Raw genomic sequence first — 20,333 nt, 5'->3', positions numbered from 1 at the left:
CCGCCAACCCCCAACGCCTTACCACACGGTGACCCATCGCACCCGCCCCGCCTAACGACTCCCCGCGAACGCGGTCACGCCCCGGCCCGCCCGGCTCCGTGCGCACCGGCCCGCGCAAGCCGGCCGCCGACTTCCGGCCGGCCGGTCACACGGTCCGACTCCCCCGGTACCGTGGACCCGTGCTGCAACACGCCACAACGGACGCTCCCACCCACCGCACCGGCACGACCGAACGCGGCTCCTTCTGCTTCGCCCACTGCACCTGCGGCTGGCGCGGCCCGGCCCGCCGTTCCCGCGAACGGGCCCGCACGGACGCGGACCTGCACGTGACGACAAGCTGACCCGGTTTCGGGAACGGGCGCGGCCGGGGAGACTCCGCAGCGGTACCCGCGCCCGGGCCGCATCCACACCCGGTCCCGGACCTGTACCCGGGCCCGGAAAGCGCACCGCCCCGCAGGAACCCGTTCCGCCTCGAAGCCGTCTCGACCACCGGGAGGCAGACATCATGGAACGGCGCACACTTCTCACCTCGGCCACGGCCCTGGCGGCCACCGCCGCCGCGGCCGCCTGCACCGGCACCGCCACCGGCACCACGGACGGCCGCAACGGCCCCACCGGCCCCCCCGGTACCACCTCCCGCGCTCCTTCCCCCTCCTCTTCCCGCGTCCCCGCCTGGACCGCCCTCGCCCGCAGTCTCGACGGCCGGCTCCTCCGCCCCGGCGACGCCGCCTACCCCACCGCCCGCCGGCTCTACAACACCCGCTTCGACCACCTGAGGCCCGCCGCGGTCGCCTACGTCGCGCACGAGGCGGACGTCGGGGAATGCCTGGCCTTCGCCGCGGCGCACCGCACCCCCGTCGCCATCCGCAACGGCGGCCACTCCTACGCGGGCTGGTCCTCCGGCACCGGGCGCCTGGTCGTCGACGTATCGAAACTCGCCAAGATCGAAGCGAACGGCACCATCGGCGCGGGCGCCAAACTCATCGACGTCTACCAGGGCCTCGCCCGCCACGGCCGCCGCACCGTCCCCGCCGGCTCCTGTCCCACCGTCGGCATCTCGGGACTTGCCCTCGGCGGCGGCCACGGGGTCGTCTCCCGTGCGTACGGCCTGACCTGCGACAGCCTCACCTCCGTCACCCTCGTCACCGCCGCGGGCAGGCGCCTGCGCTGCACGTCCACCGAGCACCCGGACCTCTTCTGGGCCCTGCGCGGCGCGGGGAACGGCAACTTCGGCGTGGTGACCGAGATGACCTTCCGGACCCGCCCGGCCCCCGCCGCCGTCACCGCGTTCCTCTCCTGGCCCTGGTCGAAGGCGCAGGCCGTCGTCACCGCCTGGCAGGAATGGGGGCCGGACCAGCCCGACGAGATCTGGTCGTCCGCGCACCTCGCCGCCGGTCCGGGCGGTACGGCGCCCAACGTCTCCGTCTCCGCCTTCTCGCTCGGCACGTACGGCGACCTCCAGAACGCCGTGGACCGCCTCGCCGACAGGATCGGCGCCCCCGCCCGCTCGGTCTCCCTGCGCCGCCGCAGCCACCAGGAGTCGATGCTCCTGTACGCCGGCTGCGCCGATCTCAGCGACGCCCAGTGCCACCTGCCGGGCACCACCCCCGGCCGCACCCCCGAGGGCGTCCTGCGCCGTGAGACGTACGCGTCCCGGAGCGACTTCTTCGACCGCTCCCTCTCCCCCGCCGGGGTACGCGCGCTGCTCGACCGGGCCGAGGCGTTCACCCGCCTCCCCGTGGGCGGGGGCGGCGCCGGGACCATCGCGCTGACCGCCCTCGGCGGCGCGGTGAACCGTGTGGACCCGCTCGCGACGGCGTTCGTGCACCGCCGCTCGCGGATGCTCGCCCAGTACACCGGCGCCTGGCGCGCGGGCACTTCCGGCACCGCCCAGCAGACGTGGCTGAAAAACACCCACATGGTGATGCGCCGGTACGCCTCGGGGGCGGCGTACCAGAACTACACGGACGCGGCCCTGACCGACTGGCGCAGGGCCTACTACGGCGCGGCCGCGGGTCGGCTGACCGAGCTGAAGAGGCGTTATGACCCCGACAGGCTCTTCGACTTCCCCCAGGCGCTGTGAAAAAAGGGAGAGGCGCACCGTCCGGTGCGCCTCTCCCCTGGTGATCCGCGCTCAGGCCGCCAGGTCGTTGCGCTCGCTGTCCCCGGCGCGCGGCGCCGGGACGACCGCCGGCCCGCCGTCACCGCCGCGCACTCCCGTCCCGGCCCCGACGTCCGCCGTACGCACCGCGGGCCCCTTCGCCCGTACGAGCCGGCCCGCCTTCTCCGAGCGCGCGATCGCTCCCACGAGCGGCGTGAGCAGCGCCATCGCGACCGGCGCGAGCAGCAGCGCCACGGCCGTACCGAGGGCGAATCCGCCGATGACGTCGGTCGGGTAGTGCACGCCCATGTAGACGCGGCAGAAGCCCGCCACGACCGCCAGCCCGATCGCCGCGAACCCGAACTTCCGGTTGGCGACGAAGATTCCGACGGCGATGGCCATCGCCAGCGTCGCGTGGTCGCTGACGAACGAGTAGTCCGTCTTGCCCGCGATGAGGACCTCGAGCCCCTTGTGGTCGTTGAACGGTCTGGGCCGCTCCACGAACCCGCGGATCGGGATGTTGATCAGCAGCGCGATCCCGGCCGCCAGCGGCGCCCAGACGAGCCCCGCCACCGAGGTGACCGCGTCCTCGCGCCTGCGTACGCTCCACCAGCACCAGAGCCCCAGCAGGACGATGCCGAGCATCGTCCCGTACTCCCCGACGAACTCCATGACCCGGTCGAACCAGCCCGGCGCATCCGCCGCCAGTCCGTTGATGTCGTAGAGCAGACTGACGTCGGGGTTCGCCCCGTCCAGTGCGAGTCCAGCCATCTGCCGCGGCCCCTTGCCTTGTTGCCTGCTGCGCGGCACGCGCGTCTGCGTGCCGCTCCTGCGAACCCCCGTGGTCCATGCGATGCGATCGGTTCGACGCAAAGCCATGCCGTGGTCAGTGCGTGGTGAGCGCGGCTGTCACAGTCCCCCGGTCAAGGGAACGCTCTCTCCGGCCCCACCGTTCCACTCTCCACCGATCTCCACTGAAAGATCACCATCACGTTACCGAAGAGAGACACATCACCGCAGCTCAGGGGGCGGCGATAACAGAGGGTTCAAGCCATGTCACGCGCCGCCGCGGTCTTCCGGGAGGTTCGTGGGGAGTGCTTCCGCGCCGTCCTCGGTGACCCGGGTCGCCCCGAAGTAGTCCGGTGTGTCGATCTTGTCGAAGCGGATCACGGCACCGGTGTACGGGGCGTTGATCATGTAGCCGCCGCCGACGTAGAGGCCGACGTGCCGGATCGCGCGCGAGTTCGTCAGGTCGTCCGAGAAGAAGACCAGGTCGCCCGGGAGCAGCTCGTCCCTGGACGGGTGCGGCCCGGCGTTGTACTGGTCGTTGGCCACGCGCGGCAGCTCGATGTCGACCGTGCGGTACGCGGCCTGGGTCAGCCCGGAGCAGTCGAACCGGCCGCCCTGCTCCGGCGTGCCGTTCCCGCCCCACAGGTACTTGGTGCCGAGCTTCTTCTGCGCGAAGTAGATGGCCCCGGCGGCCTGCCGCGACGGCTCGACCCGCCCGACGGGGCGCGCGAAGCTCTCCTCCAGACTTGTGATGATCTTCACGTAGTTCTGCGTCTCGCGGTACGGCGGGACGCCCCCGTACTTGATGACGGCGTACGCGCCCGCGTTGTAGGCGGCGAGCATGTTCTTGGTCTGATCCCCCGGCACCTTCTTGACGTAACCAGCCAATTCGCAGTCGTACGTCGCCGCCGACGGAATCGCGTCGGCCGGGTCCCAGATGTCCCGGTCCCCGTCCCTGTCCCCGTCGACCCCGTGGGACGCCCACGTGCCGGGGATGAACTGCGCGATGCCGCGCGCGTCGGCCGGGCTCTGCGCCCTCGGGTTCCAGCCGCTCTCCTGGTACAACTGCGCGGCGAGGAGCGCCGGGTTGATGGCCGGACAGAGGTTGCCCCACTTCTGCACGAGCGGCTGGTACAACGCGGGCACGGCCCCCTTGGCCAGCCCGACCGCCCGCCCGCCGCCCGCACCGCCGGCCAGCCCCGCGGCGGCGGAGAACGTCCCGACGACGAGCAGCGCGACGAAACTCAGGCAGAGGCCGATCCCGATCCCGCTGACCACCCAGACTTTGCGCACCCTTCAACCCTCCCCCATCCGAGACGGGTTCACAGCAGTTTTCGCGCACGCGTCCGACGTGGTGTCACACACGTCCGAAACGCAGCGCCGCCACGGAGTGGCGGACACGGCGTTCGCGTACCGCGGGACGCGGCGGATCGGAGCGCCCGGTCAGAGCACCGGATCAGAGCACCGGGCCGGGGCACCGGATCAGAGCGCGCGCAGGGCGGCCCAGGTCCGCGGCCCGACGATGCCGTCGACCTGAAGGCCTTTCACGTCCTGGAAGCGGACGACCCAGCTCTCCGTACGGGCCCCGAAGACGCCGTCGACAGCGAGCGCCTCCCCACCGGCCCGGTGGTTGATGAGGCACTGCGCCTCCCTCACCGCGGCACCGGAATGGCCGCGCCGGGTCGTGGTACTGCCGTCGTAGTGGCCGCAGTAGGCGGGCGGGGCGAACCGGGCGACGGGCACGGGCGCGGCGGCCGGTGCGGCGGAGTGCGCGACGGTGGGCGAGACGGACAGAGCGAGCCCGCCGAGCACGGCGGCCGACGCGAGGGCGACCCGGTGGCGTACGAGCATGAAGGACTCCCCTTCTCCCGGCTCATTGATGCGGCTGAACTGCCGGAGAGGTTCGTGTCCAACGGGAGTACGGCCCTTCGTGCATGTCAGGAGAACAGCCCATGTGGGTGACGGCCCCTGGCGCACCCCGGATGTCCGCACCACCAGGGTGCGCCCGGTACGCACGGTCACACCGGATCGCTCGACGCGTACCCCGGTACCCCGCCTTCCGCTCACACTCCACCCACAGCAGTTCCCCGCCACCACCGGGCAGCCCACCGCCGAGCAGGCACGCGCCCCAGCTGTCGGCGCAGAGCCGCGCGACCTGCAAGCCCGCGCCCGGACCCGGCCGGACCGTCGCCGCCGGGGGCGGGCGGGCTTTCAGCAAGACGTCCCGCCGATGCCGCCGCCCGAGGTGGAGCACCGCGTCCCGTATGAGTGAGCGCGACCACATCACCCTCCAGGTGGTCCCCCTTCAAAGCCGGCGCCATCCCTGGTTCGGGTCAGTCCATCCACTACGCGTACGGCCCGGTCCCGCAGATGGACACCGTGCGCCTGGACCGGTCCCACGGACTCGCGTTCCCCGATGCCGAGGCCCAACTTCGGAGGTACCGGACTTCAGAAGCACCGGATTCCCTTCAACAGAATTGAAGCCGTCGCGCACTCGTCGGCAGAGAACCGGGACGTCATCCACAGCACCAGCCGCAACCCGTGAAGGGAGCCGTAATGCCCACGCGCGACTGGCGGAAGTCCTCGTACTGCACCCAGGGCGACTCCTGCGGCCACGTGGCCAGTTCACACGGCACGGTCGGAGTCACGGAAAGCGGCGGCCCCGCCGGAGCGCCACTCCGGGCCACCCCCGCCGGCCTGGACGGGATACGCGCCGCCCCCGGGGGAGAGGACGGCCCCGGCCCCCGGATCGAGATCGCCTTCGGGCCGGAGGACCCGGTCCACCTCCGCGGGACCGGCGATCCCGAGAACGTCCCACGACGAACCGGAAGAAGTGGGACGCGTTCGTGCTCGGCGTACGAGCCGTCGAGTTCGACCACTCCACCGGGCTCGGCACCCCGGCCCCCGGACCACCCGGACCGGTAGGCCGTCAGGGCACGCGCCGGGGTCGCGCCGGGCCCCGGTGCCCCACCGCACGCGCCGCGGAGTCGTCCGCGCCCCCTGGGAGCCGCGTCCGGCCCAAGGTGCATAACGCCAGTCATTGCCCGGAGTCACACCGCGTGATACACAGAGTCACCATACGTGTTTCCGAATACAGCCGGTCGGCACCGCAGGTCAGCGCGGTCGGACCGGCGACACGCCGGAGGCCGGGCAAAGACAGCTACCAAGTCGACATACCTACGCGGTTTCATCAGCGAAGATAGAGCGTGACCCCTGTCGTGCGGCAGGGGCGACGAACTACCCGACAGGGGCGGTGACTTACATGAACCTGGCAGCCGAAAAGGGCGATATCACCACCATCATCGGCGGAATTGCCCCGAACTGGGGCCCGTTCGGGACCCTGGGGAACGAGGCCCGCGTCATGATCGAGGTTGTGATGGCTGTCGCCATCCTCCTCTGCCTCGGAATCGCCATCTGGGGAGCCGCGAAGCAGCGGATCGGCGCGACGGCTCTGAGGGACACGTTCAGCGCCGAGCAGGGCAAGGGACTGATCGTCGCCGGTCTCACCGGCGTCTTCATCATCGGCTCACTCGGCACGCTCTTCACCATCGTGTACGGGATGGCTGTTTAACCCGCCGTCAGCCAGCACCGGGCGTTCCCGGCCCACTCTCCCACCCCACCCGTCCGTCGTGCCCACCGGCTGAGGTTGCGTCTCCCTGATGTCGAGTCACCACACCGCGCCCGCGCGGGAACCAGCACGGCTACCGTCGTACTACGCGGAACTGCAAACGGTTGAGGGGGTGCACGCGGCATGAGTCTCGGCGACGAGCACGGGTACGGCGGCGACACGGGTCGTACGAGCCGTGTCGGCGGCTCCGGCCAGACCCGCACGCGCCTCCCCGAGGGCGGGGGGAACGATGTGTACGGGGGCGCGCGACGGCCCGTACGGACCTCGCGTTCCCTCGTCACCGTGGTGGGCGTGGTGGTGCTGCTGATCGCGGCTATCGCATTCGCGAACCGGGGTGGCGGCGACAGCGGCTCGGGCGGCGAGGTGAAGGGGAGCGGCGGCGCGGAACCGACGGCCGCGACGGGCGTGAGGCCGGTCGAGGGCAAGAACGGATTGATTCCGTCCGGTTTCGCGCAGGACGAGCAGGGTGCGCAGAGCGCCGCGGCGAACTACGCGGTGGCTCTCGTCTCCGCCGAGATCCTCAAGCCCGACCGGCGACAGGAGATCGTGGGACAGATCTTCGTCCCGGCGAAGGTCCCGGAGCTGGAGGCAAGGTTCGACGAGGCCTACAGCCAGGACTTCCTCGACAAGGTCGGGCTCGACAAGAACGGCAACGCCGCTCAGGGGATGACATACGTTTCACGCACAGCGCCCGTCGGCACCAAGGTCACCAATTACACGGACAGCGCCGCGACCGTTGAGGTCTGGTGCACAGGCGTGTTCGGTACCGCAGGCGTCGGCTCGACCAACCCGGTGACCAATGACTGGTTCACCATGACACTCGAGGTCCAGTGGGCAGGTGGCGACTGGAAGGTCGAAAGCTTCTCCCAGAAGGAGGGACCGGCCCCCGTGAACGCTGACCGTGCAGCCTCCGACGCAGACGAGATCTCCAAGGCAGTCGAGGAGTACGGAGGGTTCACCTATGCCCGGTAGCCCACGCCGTGCGCTGAAACTCACTGCTGTCTTCGCGTTCGTACAGACAACGGCCATGCTTTTTGCCGCCCGGGCGTTCGCCGCGCCATCGCCGACGCCGACGCCGTCCGACAAGGACAACTGCGACCTCATCGTCGGTCCGGCCAAGGACTACTGCCGGAACGGCGAAAGCGGTGGCGAGCGCTCCGGTCTCCGCACCCCCACCAGCCCCACCGAGTCCCTGGACCCCCTGTCCTCCCTCGCCAAGGGCTGCGCGGACGCCGCCGCCTGGATCGTCGGGAAACTCTCCGAGGCCGTGAAGTCGACCGCCAGCGTCGACTTCACCAACCCCAGGTTCCTCCAGCAGTACGCCATCGTCTTCGCCGCCTCGGCCATCCTCACCCTCGTCCTGTGGCTGCTCGCCGTCGCCAAGCGCGCCATCCGCGGCGTGCCGCTCGCGACCGCGCTGTCCGAGGCCATCGGGTTCCTCTGGCTCACCGTCCTCGCCTCCGCCTTCACGCCCCTGATCCTCTACGTCATCGTCACGGCCACCGACGGCGTCACCGAAGTCATCGCCGCCGGCACCGGCGGCCAGACCGACGTGTTCTTCGGGTCGTTCTCCGAGGCGCTCAAGAAGGGGGACGACATCGGGGGCGGGCCGATCATGCTGATCGTCGTGTCCCTCGTCACCATCCTCGCGGCCGGGATCCTCTTCCTGGAGCTGTTCATCCGGGCCCTGCTCCTCTACGTCGGCGCGCTCCTCGGCGTCGTCGTCTACGCGGGCCTCGTCGACAAGAACATGTGGGGGCACGTACGCCGCTGGGCCGGCATCATGATCGCCGTCATCATGGTCAAGCCCGTCATCGTGATCGTCCTCGGCCTCGCCGGGGCGCTCTCCTCCGACGACGGGCCGAACGCCTTCTCCGCCGTCGTGTCCGGCCTCGCCATCATCCTGCTGGCGATCTTCGCCTCCGGGATGATCTACCGTTTCGTCCCCGGCTTCGGCGACGAGATCGCCTCCGCCCGCTCCAACCGCAACAAGGCCACCGACGGCGCCCAGGCGGCCGCCGTCATCAGCTCCCCCGCCGCCCTCGTCTCCCAGGGCATCAAGACCCACAGCAGCCGTGGCGGCGGAGGCGGCGACCGGGGCGGCAACGGCTCGCCGCCCCGCCAGGCCAACCCCGTCAGCGGCGGCGTGGCGGCCCACAGCTCCCGCGGCTCCGGCGGAGGCGGCGGAGGCGGCGGAGGCGGTACCGGCGGAGGAAGCGGCGGCGCGGGGGGCGGCGGAGCTGTCCCCTCCGCCGCCCCCTCGGCCCGTAGCACCAGCACGCACACGAACCGCGGTACCGGCAACACGGGTACCGGCAACAACAGCACAGGAGGTGCAGGGCGTTGACGACGCAGTCCCAACCCATCGCGCCCCGCCGTACGTATCTGATCGGCCGCGCCCGGCCGAACGCGATCGTCGGCAAGAACCGCGAGACCGGCGAGATCGTGCTGATCATCGCCGGCGCGTTCCTAGGCATGATGAGCGGACTGCTGGTCCCCGTCCTGTCCCTGCGGATCGTGCTGCTGATGGGCTTCCCGATGCTGGCCCTGATGGCGGTGTACGTCCCGTACAAGCACCGCACCTTCTACAAGTGGTTCGAGATCAACCGCAGTTACAAGCGCACCCTGCGCAACGGCACGACCTACCGCAGCGGCGCCATGGAAGCGGGCGTGCGCGGCGACGGCCGCGAGGTCGAGGTGGGCCCGCCGCCCGGCATCGGGCGCATCACCTGGCTCGCCGCCCCCTTCGGCCCCGACGAGATCGCCGTACTCCTGCACGCCGACCGCCGCACGGTGACAGCGGCCATCGAGATCGAAGGGCCGGGCGTCGGCCTGCGCGACAGCGAGGACCAGGAGGCGCTGGTCGACCGTTTCGGCACGCTGCTGAAGCACGTCGCCAACGGCGACGGCTTCGTCACTCGCCTCCAGATGCTCGCCCGCACCCTCCCCGCCGACCCCGACGCCCACGCCAAGGACGTCGCCCAGCGCGGCGACACGCACGCCCCCGGCTGGCTCAAGGAGTCGTACGACCAGCTCCAGTCCATGGTGTCGACCTCCAGCGAGCAGCACCGCGCCTACCTCGTCGCCTGCATGCACTACTCCCGCGAGCTCGCCGCCGAGGCCCACGCCATGGCCCGCGCCGCCCGCCCCCACGGCGGCCGCAGGCTCGACCGCGACTCCGGGCTCGCCGTCGTCATGGCGCGCGAGCTGACCGACATCTGTGCGCGGCTCGCGGAGGCCGACATCCGCGTGCGCCAGCCCCTCGGGCAGGGGCGCCTCGCCTCCCTCGTGCACTCGATGTACGACCCCGACCACCCCATCGACCACATCCAGGCCATGACCAAGCGCAACTCCTGGCCGGCCGAGCTGGACGCCATGGAGGCGACGTACCTCCAGGCCAAGACCCGCGAGTCGTCCACGCGCGCGCCCTGGTGCCACGCCACCGCCTGGGTGAAGGAGTGGCCGATGACGCCGGTCGGCGTCAACTTCCTGGCGCCGCTGCTCGTCCACACCCCCGACGTGATCCGTACGGTCGCGGTCACCATGGACCTCGAACCCACCGAGGTCGCCATCGAACGGATGCTGACGGAGAAGACGAACGACGAGGCGGAGGCCAGCCGCCAGGCCAAGATGAACCGGACCGTCGACCCGCGCGACATCGCGGCACACGGCCGGCTCGACCAGCGGGGTGAAGATCTCGCGAGCGGTGCGGCCGGTGTCAACCTGGTCGGGTACATCACTGTGTCGTCGCGTTCTCCCGAGGCGCTGGCCCGCGACAAGCGGACCATCAGGGCCTCGGCCGGAAAGTCGTATCTCAAGCTGGAGTGGTGCGACCGCGAGCACCACCGGGCGTTCGTCAACACCTTGCCGTTCGCCACCGGTATCCGTCGTTAACCGAGAGGGCAGACCCGCCATGCGAGATCCGCTGTCCGCACTCACGGATGCCTTCACCAGCTTCCTCTTCGGGAAGGTGGAGACGACCAGACTCCCCGTCCGTACGTCGACGGGGCAGGCCCAGGCCGTCTACCTGCCGACCGCCGCGCCCGGCCTCGGCGACTCGGGCGTGATCATCGGCCGCGAGGTGTACAGCGGCAAGGGGTACATCTACGACCCCTTCCAGCTGTACGGACAGCAACTGCCCGCCCCGCACTGGCTGGTGCTCGGCGAGTCCGGCAACGGCAAGTCGGCGCTGGAGAAGACGTACGTACTGCGCCAGCTGCGCTTCAAGGACCGGCAGGTCGTCGTCCTGGACGCGCAGGGCGAGGACGGCGTGGGCGAATGGAACCTGATCGCGCAGGAGCTGGGGATAACCCCCATTCGGCTCGACCCGGCGGCGGCCCTCAACGGCGGCATCCGCCTCAACCCCCTCGATCCGTCGATCACGACGACGGGGCAGCTCGCCCTGCTCCGTACGATCATCGAGGTCGCGATGGGACACGGCCTCGACGAGCGGTCCGGCTTCGCGCTCAAGGTCGCGCACGCGTACGTGAACGAGACGATCGTCAACCGGCAGCCGGTCCTGACGGACATCGTCGAGCAACTGCGCCACCCCGAGCCGGAGTCCGCGGAGGCGATGAACGTCGACCTGGACGACGTACGGGCCTGGGGCCTGGACGTCGCCCTCGTCCTGGACCGCCTCGTCGACGGTGACCTGCGGGGCATGTTCGACGGTCCGACGACGGTCGGCATCGACCTCGACGCGCCGCTGATCGTCTTCGACCTGTCCCACATCGACCGCAACTCCATCGCGATGCCGATCCTGATGGCGATCGTGGGCGTGTGGCTGGAGCACACCTGGATCCGGCCGGACCGCAAGAAGCGCATCTTCCTGGTGGAGGAGGCGTGGCACATCATCAACTCCCCCTTCGTCGCGCAGCTCTTCCAGCGCCTGCTGAAGTTCGGCCGCCGGCTCGGCCTGTCGTTCGTGGCGGTGGTCCACCACCTGTCGGACGTGGTGGACGGCGCGGCGGCGCGGGAGGCGGCGGCGATCCTGAAGATGGCATCGACGCGGACGATCTACGCCCAGAAGGCGGACGAGGCGCGGGCCACGGGCCGGGTGCTCGGGCTGCCGCGCTGGGCGGTGGAGATCATCCCGACCCTCACGCCGGGCATCGCGGTATGGGACGTCAACGGCAACGTCCAGGTCGTCAAACACCTGATCACAGAGGCGGAACGGCCCCTGGTCTTCACGGACCGCGCGATGACGGAGACCTCGGCGGACATGATCTCGGACGACATGCGAGCCGCGGAGTTGGAGGCGGAACAGCGGGCGGCCCTCATCGAGCAGCAGATGAGCGGGTCGTCCTCGGAATCGACGGTCGCCTGACATGAGACCCGACGACAGACAGCAGCAGCAGGGCGGGCGCGGCATTCCCGACTCCCTGCTGGTCGGTCTGCTGGCCTTCCTGTTCGGCCTGACGGCCCTGGCATGGCTGGCGACGGGCCTGGCGGGCCTGTTCGCCCACGGCGCCTGGCCGGACGGCGTCACGTTCGCCCGTACGCCGCTGGCCCTGCGCCACCTGATGGGCGCCCCCCAGGACATCCCGGCGGCGTGGCCGGACACACCGCCGGGCCAGTTGTCCGGGTACGGCCTGTTCTGGGGGCTGCTGATCAGTGAGCTGATGGTGCTGTGCGTGCTGACGGTCTTCGTGGTGGGCGTACTGGCCCGCCTGAAGGCGCAGCGCGAGACGGCAAGGGCAGCGGCGAGGGCGGCCAGGACGGAAGCGGAAGAACGTCCGCGCGCCACGGTCCCGCCGCCCACGGGCGCGGACTGCGGGCCCGGGCCCGCATCGCCCGCAGGGCCGGCCGCGAGCGCCGGGCCCGGCCCGGGCCACGGCTCCGAGGTGCCGCCGCCCCACCCGGGGGACCACACGGGTGCCCGGGCCGCCGCCCCGGCCGGTACTCCACTCGGCGCCACCGGCCCCGGCACCGCCGGCACCCGGCACACGGCCCCGAGCCCCCCTCTCCCGCCCGGCGCCACCGCCCCTGGCCCCGCGCCCACCTCCGGCCCCCTCGCCGCACCGCAGCCGGCAGGTGGCTGGAGCAGTCCCGCCGTCCCGGCGCCCCGCGCCCCCCGCCTCCTCTACGGCAGCCCAGAAATCCGGCGCCCCACCGCCGTACAGGCCGTCCTCGACGCCGAAGGCCCCGCGCTCGTCGTCACCTCCGACCCGACCGTGTGGGCCGAGACCAAGGACGCGCGCGCCAAGCTCGGCCCCGTCCTCGTGTACGACCCCGGGCACCTCTGCGACACCCCGGCCCGCCTCCACTGGTCCCCCACCGCCGGCTGCGACCGGGCCGACACCGCCACCGCGCGCGCCGTGGCGCTGCTGGCGCCCGTACAGCCCCAGGCGCGGCTGGACGCGGCGGTGGCCGACACCGCCCAGACCCTGCTCAGCAGCTGGCTGCACGCCGCCGCCGTGGACGGCCGCCCCTTCCGCCAGGTGCACCGCTGGGCGCAGGGTCACAGCGCGCACGAGGCGGTACGTATCCTCCGCACCCATCCCAAGGCGTCGAGCGGCGCCGCGGGCCTCCTCGAATCCGCGCTCACCGCCTACCCCGAACGCCGCGAGATCGCGCAGGAACTGACGGCCAGGGCGTTCGCGGCCCTCTCCTCGGTCCACATCCGCGAAGCCTGCACCCCGAATCGAACCGATTCGCTCAGTCTGGAATCGTTTGCGGACGAGGGGGGCACCCTTTACGTGGTGGGTGAAGCGATCGAGGACCCCAAGTCGCGTCCCGGAGCGATGCCTCTGCTCACCGCACTCGCGTCGAGCGTGGTCGAGCACGGCCGCCGCCTGGCCGCACGGTCACCCGCCGGCCGGCTCGACCCGCCCATGACGTTCGTCCTGGACGACGTCGCGGCCGTGGCTCCGCTTCCCCCGCTCCCCGAGCTGCTGTCGACCGGCCAGGACCAGGGCCTGTCGACCCTGGTCCTGCTCCGCTCCCGGGAACAGGGCCGGGCCCGCTGGCCGGACCACACCCTCACCGCCGGCTAGAGCCCCCTGTCCCCGCCCGCACCCAGCTCCCGCGGCCGCTCGGCCACCATCTCGTACTCCGTCTCCGACGGGTTCCCCGGCATCGCCACCGTCTTCCCGCTCCGCAGGAAGCCGGCCTTGGCGTAAAGCGCCTCCGCCCGCCCGTTGCGTTCGTGCACGTACAGCCTGGCCCGCTCGATCCGCGGATCCGTCAGCGCCCACGACCACTCCAGCGCCGCCCGGAAAAGCTCCTGCGCCACCCCGGTCCCCCGCGCCTCGGGCCGCACGAAGACACCCACGACATGCGTCTGGTCGACCTCCGGCGCACCGTCGAACGCCCCCTCCGCCCCCGCCCGTTCGACGATCACGGTGACGGACCCCACCCACCGACCGCCCGGCGCCTCCGCGACGAACTGCCGCGCCTCGGAGCCGTCCCCCGTGACCCGGTCCGTACGCCCCTTCCAGAAGGAGTCGGGCTCGCTCGCGGCCTTCCCGTACGTCTCCAGAAAAGCGATGCCCGCCAGCGGGTCCTGGAGCGCGGCGAGCCTCAGCTCCTTCGCCTTGTCCCACTCATCAGCGCGTACGGGGCGAATCACACAGTCCATCCGGCGATACTCACCCGTCCTCGCCCCTGAGCCAAGCGATTTCGGCGTCGTACCCGGGTACCACTCCCCGTGCCCCGCCCCCGCCCGCGGTCGGACGACGCGCCGCCGCCCGCTCCGTAGCGTCGAGTCCATGACCAGGCCAAACGGAATCGAAGCAGTCGGACTCACCAAGCGGTACGGCGACAGGACCGTCGTCGACAACCTCACCTTCACCGTCCGCCCCGGCGCCGTCACCGGCTTCCTCGGCCCCAACGGAGCCGGCAAATCCACCACCCTGCGCATGCTCCTCGGTCTGGACGCACCGACCCGGGGCCACGCGACCGTCGGCGGCCGCGCCTACGCCGCGCACACCGCCCCGCTCCACGAGGTCGGCGCCCTGCTGGAGGCCCGCTCCGTCCACCCCGGCCGCACCGCCCACCACCACCTGATGGCGCTCGCCCACACCCACGGCATCCCGCGCAGCCGCGTCACCCACGTACTCGGCCTCGCCGGCCTCACCGACGTCGCGCACCGCAGGGTGAAGGGCTTCTCGCTCGGCATGGGCCAGCGCGTCGGCATCGCGGCGGCGCTGCTCGGCGACCCGGCCACGGTCGTCCTGGACGAACCGGTCAACGGACTCGATCCGGAAGGCGTGCTGTGGATCCGCACCCTCCTCAAGTCCCTGGCCGCGGAAGGCCGCACGGTCCTCGTCTCCTCCCACCTGATGAGCGAGATGGCCCTGACCGCCGGCCACCTCGTCGTCATCGGCCGCGGCAGGCTGCTCGCCGACACCACGGTCGCCGACTTCGTACGGGACTCCGGGCAGGGCGTCGTCAAGGTCGTCACCCCTGAGGCCGGCCTCCTCTCCGAGCTCCTGACGGCTCCGGGCGTCGACATCACCTCACCCGCCCCCGGCACGCTCGAAGTCCGCGGTACGGACGGCGAACACATCGGCCGCACCGCCGCCGCCCACTCCATCCCCCTCTTCGAACTCGCACCCCGCACCGCCTCGCTGGAGCAGGCCTTCATGGACCTGACGCGCGACGCGGTCGAGTACCAGGCCACGCCTCTGGAAGGAGCCGCAGCATGAACACGCCCGCCCACCGGGTGACCCCCGGCCGCGTCCTGCGCTCCGAATGGCACAAATTGTGGACGCTGCGCTCCACCTGGATCACCCTGCTGACGGCGAGCGCGCTGACGCTCGGTATCGGCCTGCTGATGGGTGCGACCTACACCACGGGCGGCGGCGACGGAGACGTCGACACCGTCCTCCTGGTCCTGATCGGCATCCAGTTCGCACAGATCGCGCTCGCCGTCCTCGGCATCCTCGTCACCGCGGGCGAGTACTCGACCGGCATGATCCGCGCCTCGCTGACCGCCGTACCACGCCGGCTCCCCGTCCTGTGGTCCAAGGCCGCGGTCTTCGGCGCGGTCACCTTCGCCCTCACGCTCGTCACCGCCTTCGTCACCTTCCTGACCGCTCAGCTCTTCCTCTCCGGCACCGACCAGGCGGCCTCGCTCGGCGACCCGGGCGTGGTGCGCGCCCTGACCGGCAGCGCGGCGGCCCTGACCCTGCTCGGCCTGATCGCCCTGGGCCTGGGCGCGCTGCTCCGCTCGGTGCCGGGCGCCGTCGGCGCCTTCGTCGGCGGCGTCATGATCCTCCCGGAAGTGTTCGCCATGCTGCCGTACGACATCGTCGGCGACGCCGTGGAGTACTTCCCGTCCAAGTCGGTGGAGGTCCTCGTCTCCGCCCAGACCGTACCGGGCGCCGCCTCGCCCGGAGCGGCGCTGCTCGCCCTGGTCCTGTGGGCGGCGGCTTCCCTGGCGGCGGCGGGCCTGCTGCTCGAGCGCCGCGATGTATGAACCCCAACTCCCTTCCGCACACCCCCTGTACGAGGATGAACAGGTGACACGCGCCCCGAGGAGCGAAGCCGGCGCCCGGGACCAGGACTGGTCCACGGGCGCTCCGGCGCCCACCCGGCAGATCCAGCACCTCCTGCAGCGCGTACGCGCCTTCGACCGGCGCCGCCCACTGGTCTGGGACCTGCTGCTGACCGCCTTCCTCGTGACGGCCGCCCTGATCGACTACGGCGAGGGCGGCTGGCAGACCATCGCCCACAACGCGGACCTGCCCGACCGGCTGGTGCTCTCGATGAGCCTCGGCCTCTCGGTGCCCCTGCTGTGGCGCCGCCGCCGCCCCCTGCCCGTTCTCACCGCCATGGCACTGGCCGCCCTCGCCAACAGCCTCACCGGCGCCGTCCTGCAAGCGGCTCTCCTCCAGCTCTTCCCGGTCTTCCACATCGCGCTGCGCCTGCCGCTCAAGACGCTCTGGTGGGCGGCGGCACTGACGATGGGACCGTCCGTCGCGGGCGCCCTCCGCTTTCCGCCCGACGGCTGGAGCGAGCAAGTCGTACCGGCCGCCTGGGCTTTCACCATGGTCACGCTCCTCGGCATCGCGGTCCGCACCCGCAGGGACTACACAGAAGCGCTGGTCGACCGCGCCCGCCGCCTGGAGACCGAACGCGACCAGCAGGCCCAGCTCGCCGCCGCCGCCGAACGCACCCGTATCGCCCGTGAGATGCACGACATCATCGGCCACAACCTCTCGGTCATCACGGGCCTCGCGGACGGCGGCAGGTACGCGGCGGCCAAATCCCCGGAGCGCGCCGCCCAGGCCCTCCAGGCCATCAGCACGACGAGCCGCACGGCCCTGGCGGAACTGCGCCGCGTCCTCGGCGTGCTGCGCGAGGACGAGCCGCCTTCGGCCGACCTCACTCCGCAGCCCACCCTCACCGACCTGGACCAGCTCATGGACGGCGTACGGGCCGCAGGTCTGCCCGTACGCATGACGATGAGCCGCCACCCCGGCTCCGTACCACCGGGACCGGGCCGACAGCTCACCGTCTACCGAGTCGTCCAGGAAGCCCTGACGAACACCCTCAAGCACGCGGGCCCCGGCGCCACGGCGGAAGTCGACGTCACGTACACCCCGCAGGCCATCTTCGCCACCATCACCGACACCAGCAGCACAACGCCTTCTCCCGCCCCCGAGGGCCGGGGCATCACGGGCATGCGCGAACGGACAGCCCTGTACGAAGGCACACTCGAAGCCGGCGCCAGGCCCTCCGGCGGCTGGCGCGTCCACCTGCATCTTCCCCGGAACGAGGACCCCGAGCCGTGACGACCGTGCTCATCACCGACGACCAGCCCATGCAGCGCTTCGGTTTCCGCATGCTCCTCGGAAGCCAGGACGACATGACGGTCCTGGGCGAGGCGTCCAACGGTACGGAGGCCGTGCGTCTGGTCTCCCGGCTCCGCCCGGACGTCGTCCTGATGGACATCCGCATGCCCGGCCTCGACGGCATCGAGGCCACCCGCCGCATCGTCGCCGCGGGCGACCGTACGAAGGTCCTCATCATGACCACCTTCGACCTGGACGAGTACGCCTACGCCGGACTGCGCGCCGGGGCCTCCGGTTTCCTCATCAAGGACGCGCTCCCGGAAGAGCTCCTGTCCGGCATCCGCGCGGTGGCGACGGGCGACGCGGTGGTCGCCCCCCGCCTGACCCGCCGGCTTCTCGACGCGTACGCCCACCACCTGCCGAAGACAGCAGCCGACGGGGCGGCAGCACCGGACGCCCGCCTTACGCCCCTCACCGACCGGGAATTGGAAATCCTCACCGTCATCGGCCAGGGCTGGACGAACACCGAGATCGCCGAACGCCTGCACCTCGCGGAATCGACGGTGAAGACCCACGTCTCCAGAATCCTCGCCAAAACGGACGCCCGGGACCGGGTACAGGCGGTCATCCTGGCATACGACACAAAGCTGGTACGGCCGGTCTGAGGGAGCTGGCCGGGAACGCGGAAAAGCCCCGCACCAGAAGGTGCGGGGCTCTCCCACAAGAATTGTTCGGCGGTGTCCTACTCTCCCACAGGGTCCCCCCTGCAGTACCATCGGCGCTGAAAGGCTTAGCTTCCGGGTTCGGAATGTAACCGGGCGTTTCCCTAACGCTATGACCACCGAAACACTGTGAAGTTGAACCAACCGGACATGGGCACGGTTCGTTACTTCAGAACAAACACAGTGGACGCGAGCAACTGAGGACAAGCCCTCGGCCTATTAGTACCAGTCAGCTCCACCCGTTGCCGGGCTTCCACATCTGGCCTATCAACCCAGTCGTCTACTGGGAGCCTTAACCCCTCGAAGGGGGTGGGAACACTCATCTCGAAGCAGGCTTCCCGCTTAGATGCTTTCAGCGGTTATCCTTTCCGAACGTAGCCAACCAGCCATGCCCTTGGCAGGACAACTGGCACACCAGAGGTTCGTCCGTCCCGGTCCTCTCGTACTAGGGACAGCCCTTCTCAATATTCCTACGCGCGCAGAGGATAGGGACCGAACTGTCTCACGACGTTCTAAACCCAGCTCGCGTACCGCTTTAATGGGCGAACAGCCCAACCCTTGGGACCGACTCCAGCCCCAGGATGCGACGAGCCGACATCGAGGTGCCAAACCATCCCGTCGATATGGACTCTTGGGGAAGATCAGCCTGTTATCCCCGGGGTACCTTTTATCCGTTGAGCGACAGCGCTTCCACAAGCCACTGCCGGATCACTAGTCCCGACTTTCGTCCCTGCTCGACCCGTCGGTCTCACAGTCAAGCTCCCTTGTGCACTTACACTCAACACCTGATTGCCAACCAGGCTGAGGGAACCTTTGGGCGCCTCCGTTACTCTTTAGGAGGCAACCGCCCCAGTTAAACTACCCATCAGACACTGTCCCTGATCCGGATCACGGACCGAGGTTAGACATCCAGCACGACCAGAGTGGTATTTCAAGATTGACTCCACACACACTGGCGTGCATGCTTCAAAGTCTCCCACCTATCCTACACAAGCCGAACCGAACACCAATATCAAACTGTAGTAAAGGTCCCGGGGTCTTTCCGTCCTTCTGCGCGAAACGAGCATCTTTACTCGTAGTGCAATTTCACCGGGCCTATGGTTGAGACAGTCGAGAAGTCGTTACGCCATTCGTGCAGGTCGGAACTTACCCGACAAGGAATTTCGCTACCTTAGGATGGTTATAGTTACCACCGCCGTTTACTGGCGCTTAAGTTCTCAGCTTCGCAACCCTGAAAGGTCACTAACCGGTCCCCTTAACGTTCCAGCACCGGGCAGGCGTCAGTCCGTATACATCGCCTTACGGCTTCGCACGGACCTGTGTTTTTAGTAAACAGTCGCTTCTCGCTGGTCTCTGCGGCCACCCCCAGCTCGGAGTGCAAGACTCGTCACCGGTGATGGCCCCCCTTCTCCCGAAGTTACGGGGGCATTTTGCCGAGTTCCTTAACCATAGTTCACCCGAACGCCTCGGTATTCTCTACCTGACCACCTGAGTCGGTTTAGGGTACGGGCCGCCATGAAACTCGCTAGAGGCTTTTCTCGACAGCATAGGATCATCCACTTCACCACAATCGGCTCGGCATCAGGTCTCAGCCTTGATGAGGGACGGATTTGCCTACCCCTCGGCCTACACCCTTACCCCGGGACAACCACCGCCCGGGCTGGACTACCTTCCTGCGTCACCCCATCGCTTACCTACTACCACCTTGGGCCGGCGGCTCCACCACTTCCCTTTGCCCGAAGGCTCCGGGACGGCTTCACGGCCTTAGCATCAGAGGATTCGATACTGGGCGTTTCAAAGCGGGTACCGGAATATCAACCGGTTGTCCATCGACTACGCCTGTCGGCCTCGCCTTAGGTCCCGACTTACCCTGGGCAGATCAGCTTGACCCAGGAACCCTTAGTCAATCGGCGCACACGTTTCTCACGTGTGTATCGCTACTCATGCCTGCATTCTCACTCGTGTACCGTCCACCACTGCCTTCCGGCGCGGCTTCACCCGGCACACGACGCTCCCCTACCCATCCACACTCCCGTTGGGGATATATGTGTGAATGACACGACTTCGGCGGTACGCTTGAGCCCCGCTACATTGTCGGCGCGGAATCACTTGACCAGTGAGCTATTACGCACTCTTTCAAGGGTGGCTGCTTCTAAGCCAACCTCCTGGTTGTCTCTGCGACTCCACATCCTTTCCCACTTAGCGTACGCTTAGGGGCCTTAGTCGATGCTCTGGGCTGTTTCCCTCTCGACCATGGAGCTTATCCCCCACAGTCTCACTGCCGTGCTCTCACTTACCGGCATTCGGAGTTTGGCTAAGGTCAGTAACCCGGTAGGGCCCATCGCCTATCCAGT

The 20,333-nt window shown here is 69.7% G+C and carries 17 protein-coding genes and 2 rRNA genes (1 of these 19 cut by a window edge); 13 read left to right on the top strand and 6 right to left on the bottom strand.

Translation table 11 applies throughout. The features are described from left to right. Positions 1-179: 179 nt before the first annotated feature. Positions 180-341: a hypothetical protein gene (locus BN1555_RS38995; protein ID WP_176710053.1), complete on the top strand. Its 162-nt coding sequence runs from the start codon at positions 180-182 to the stop codon at positions 339-341. 164 nt (positions 342-505) lie between these two features. Then, on the top strand, positions 506-2,083 hold the full coding sequence (locus tag BN1555_RS17225; RefSeq protein WP_093800214.1) for an FAD-binding oxidoreductase: 1,578 nt from the start codon (positions 506-508) through the stop codon (positions 2,081-2,083). Positions 2,084-2,134: 51 nt separating this feature from the next. Here the strand turns inward: BN1555_RS17225 and BN1555_RS17220 are convergent, their stop codons facing one another. The 3 genes from BN1555_RS17220 to BN1555_RS17210 all read right to left on the bottom strand — a co-directional run bounded on the left by BN1555_RS17220 (position 2,135) and on the right by BN1555_RS17210 (position 4,741). Further along, on the bottom strand, positions 2,135-2,872 hold the full coding sequence (locus tag BN1555_RS17220) for a phosphatase PAP2 family protein (protein WP_093800213.1): 738 nt from the start codon (positions 2,870-2,872) through the stop codon (positions 2,135-2,137). A 285-nt stretch (positions 2,873-3,157) separates the two neighbouring features. Next, a complete protein-coding gene (locus tag BN1555_RS17215; RefSeq protein ID WP_255306063.1) occupies positions 3,158-4,183 on the bottom strand; it encodes a C40 family peptidase in 1,026 nt (341 codons plus the stop codon). A gap of 189 nt (positions 4,184-4,372) precedes the next feature. Then, positions 4,373-4,741, bottom strand: coding sequence for a peptidoglycan-binding domain-containing protein (locus BN1555_RS17210; RefSeq protein WP_093800212.1), 369 nt, complete (start codon positions 4,739-4,741; stop codon positions 4,373-4,375). A gap of 705 nt (positions 4,742-5,446) precedes the next feature. On the opposite strand from BN1555_RS17210, the gene BN1555_RS41630 reads away from it, so the two are divergent. The 7 genes from BN1555_RS41630 to BN1555_RS17170 all read left to right on the top strand — a co-directional run bounded on the left by BN1555_RS41630 (position 5,447) and on the right by BN1555_RS17170 (position 13,513). After that, positions 5,447-5,815, top strand: coding sequence for a DUF397 domain-containing protein (locus BN1555_RS41630; protein ID WP_176710052.1), 369 nt, complete (start codon positions 5,447-5,449; stop codon positions 5,813-5,815). A 337-nt stretch (positions 5,816-6,152) separates the two neighbouring features. Continuing rightward, positions 6,153-6,461 carry a hypothetical protein gene (locus tag BN1555_RS17195; RefSeq protein WP_028814667.1) on the top strand — a complete coding sequence of 103 codons (309 nt, stop codon included), beginning with the start codon at positions 6,153-6,155 and terminating at the stop codon, positions 6,459-6,461. Positions 6,462-6,641: 180 nt separating this feature from the next. Beyond that, positions 6,642-7,490, top strand: coding sequence for a DUF8175 domain-containg protein (locus BN1555_RS17190; RefSeq protein ID WP_093800211.1), 849 nt, complete (start codon positions 6,642-6,644; stop codon positions 7,488-7,490). A 55-nt stretch (positions 7,491-7,545) separates the two neighbouring features. Then, positions 7,546-8,865, top strand: coding sequence for a hypothetical protein (locus tag BN1555_RS17185; protein ID WP_093803449.1), 1,320 nt, complete (start codon positions 7,546-7,548; stop codon positions 8,863-8,865). Further along, positions 8,862-10,412: an SCO6880 family protein gene (locus BN1555_RS17180; RefSeq protein WP_093800210.1), complete on the top strand. Its 1,551-nt coding sequence runs from the start codon at positions 8,862-8,864 to the stop codon at positions 10,410-10,412. Before BN1555_RS17185 ends, BN1555_RS17180 begins: the two co-directional genes overlap by 4 nt. A gap of 19 nt (positions 10,413-10,431) precedes the next feature. Beyond that, positions 10,432-11,844 carry an ATP-binding protein gene (locus BN1555_RS17175; RefSeq protein WP_093800209.1) on the top strand — a complete coding sequence of 471 codons (1,413 nt, stop codon included), beginning with the start codon at positions 10,432-10,434 and terminating at the stop codon, positions 11,842-11,844. 1 nt (position 11,845) lies between these two features. Next, positions 11,846-13,513, top strand: a complete 1,668-nt coding sequence (locus BN1555_RS17170; protein WP_093800208.1) for a TraM recognition domain-containing protein — start codon at positions 11,846-11,848, stop codon at positions 13,511-13,513. On the opposite strand, the gene BN1555_RS17165 is transcribed toward BN1555_RS17170, so the two are convergent. Further along, positions 13,510-14,097, bottom strand: coding sequence for a GNAT family N-acetyltransferase (locus BN1555_RS17165; protein ID WP_093800207.1), 588 nt, complete (start codon positions 14,095-14,097; stop codon positions 13,510-13,512). The genes BN1555_RS17170 and BN1555_RS17165 overlap by 4 nt on opposite strands. Positions 14,098-14,227: 130 nt before the next feature. Between BN1555_RS17165 and BN1555_RS17160 the strand changes: the two genes are divergently transcribed. The 4 genes from BN1555_RS17160 (at position 14,228) to BN1555_RS17145 (ending at position 17,922) form a co-directional block, all read left to right on the top strand. Beyond that, complete coding sequence (locus BN1555_RS17160; protein WP_093800206.1) at positions 14,228-15,166, top strand: ATP-binding cassette domain-containing protein; 939 nt, start codon at positions 14,228-14,230, stop codon at positions 15,164-15,166. Continuing rightward, entirely contained in the window at positions 15,163-15,939 is a 777-nt protein-coding gene (locus BN1555_RS17155; RefSeq protein ID WP_093800205.1) for an ABC transporter permease, read from the top strand. Before BN1555_RS17160 ends, BN1555_RS17155 begins: the two co-directional genes overlap by 4 nt. 121 nt (positions 15,940-16,060) lie before the next feature. Continuing rightward, on the top strand, positions 16,061-17,257 hold the full coding sequence (locus BN1555_RS17150) for a sensor histidine kinase (protein ID WP_255306428.1): 1,197 nt from the start codon (positions 16,061-16,063) through the stop codon (positions 17,255-17,257). Further along, positions 17,254-17,922 (top strand): response regulator, encoded by a 669-nt coding sequence (locus tag BN1555_RS17145; protein ID WP_093800203.1) that lies wholly within the window; start codon positions 17,254-17,256, stop codon positions 17,920-17,922. The genes BN1555_RS17150 and BN1555_RS17145 overlap by 4 nt, the downstream gene beginning before the upstream one ends. 64 nt (positions 17,923-17,986) lie before the next feature. On the opposite strand, the gene rrf is transcribed toward BN1555_RS17145, so the two are convergent. Beyond that, a 5S ribosomal RNA gene (gene rrf, locus BN1555_RS17140) occupies positions 17,987-18,103 on the bottom strand. 75 nt (positions 18,104-18,178) lie between these two features. Then, positions 18,179-20,333: ribosomal RNA gene (locus BN1555_RS17135) — 23S ribosomal RNA — on the bottom strand (it continues 970 nt past the right edge of the window).

The organism is Streptomyces sp. Wb2n-11 (assembly GCF_001049855.1).
GTDB lineage: Bacteria > Actinomycetota > Actinomycetes > Streptomycetales > Streptomycetaceae > Streptomyces > Streptomyces altiplanensis.
Note: the sequence above shows the minus strand (reverse complement) of the source record. Positions and strands in the feature narration are given on the sequence as shown.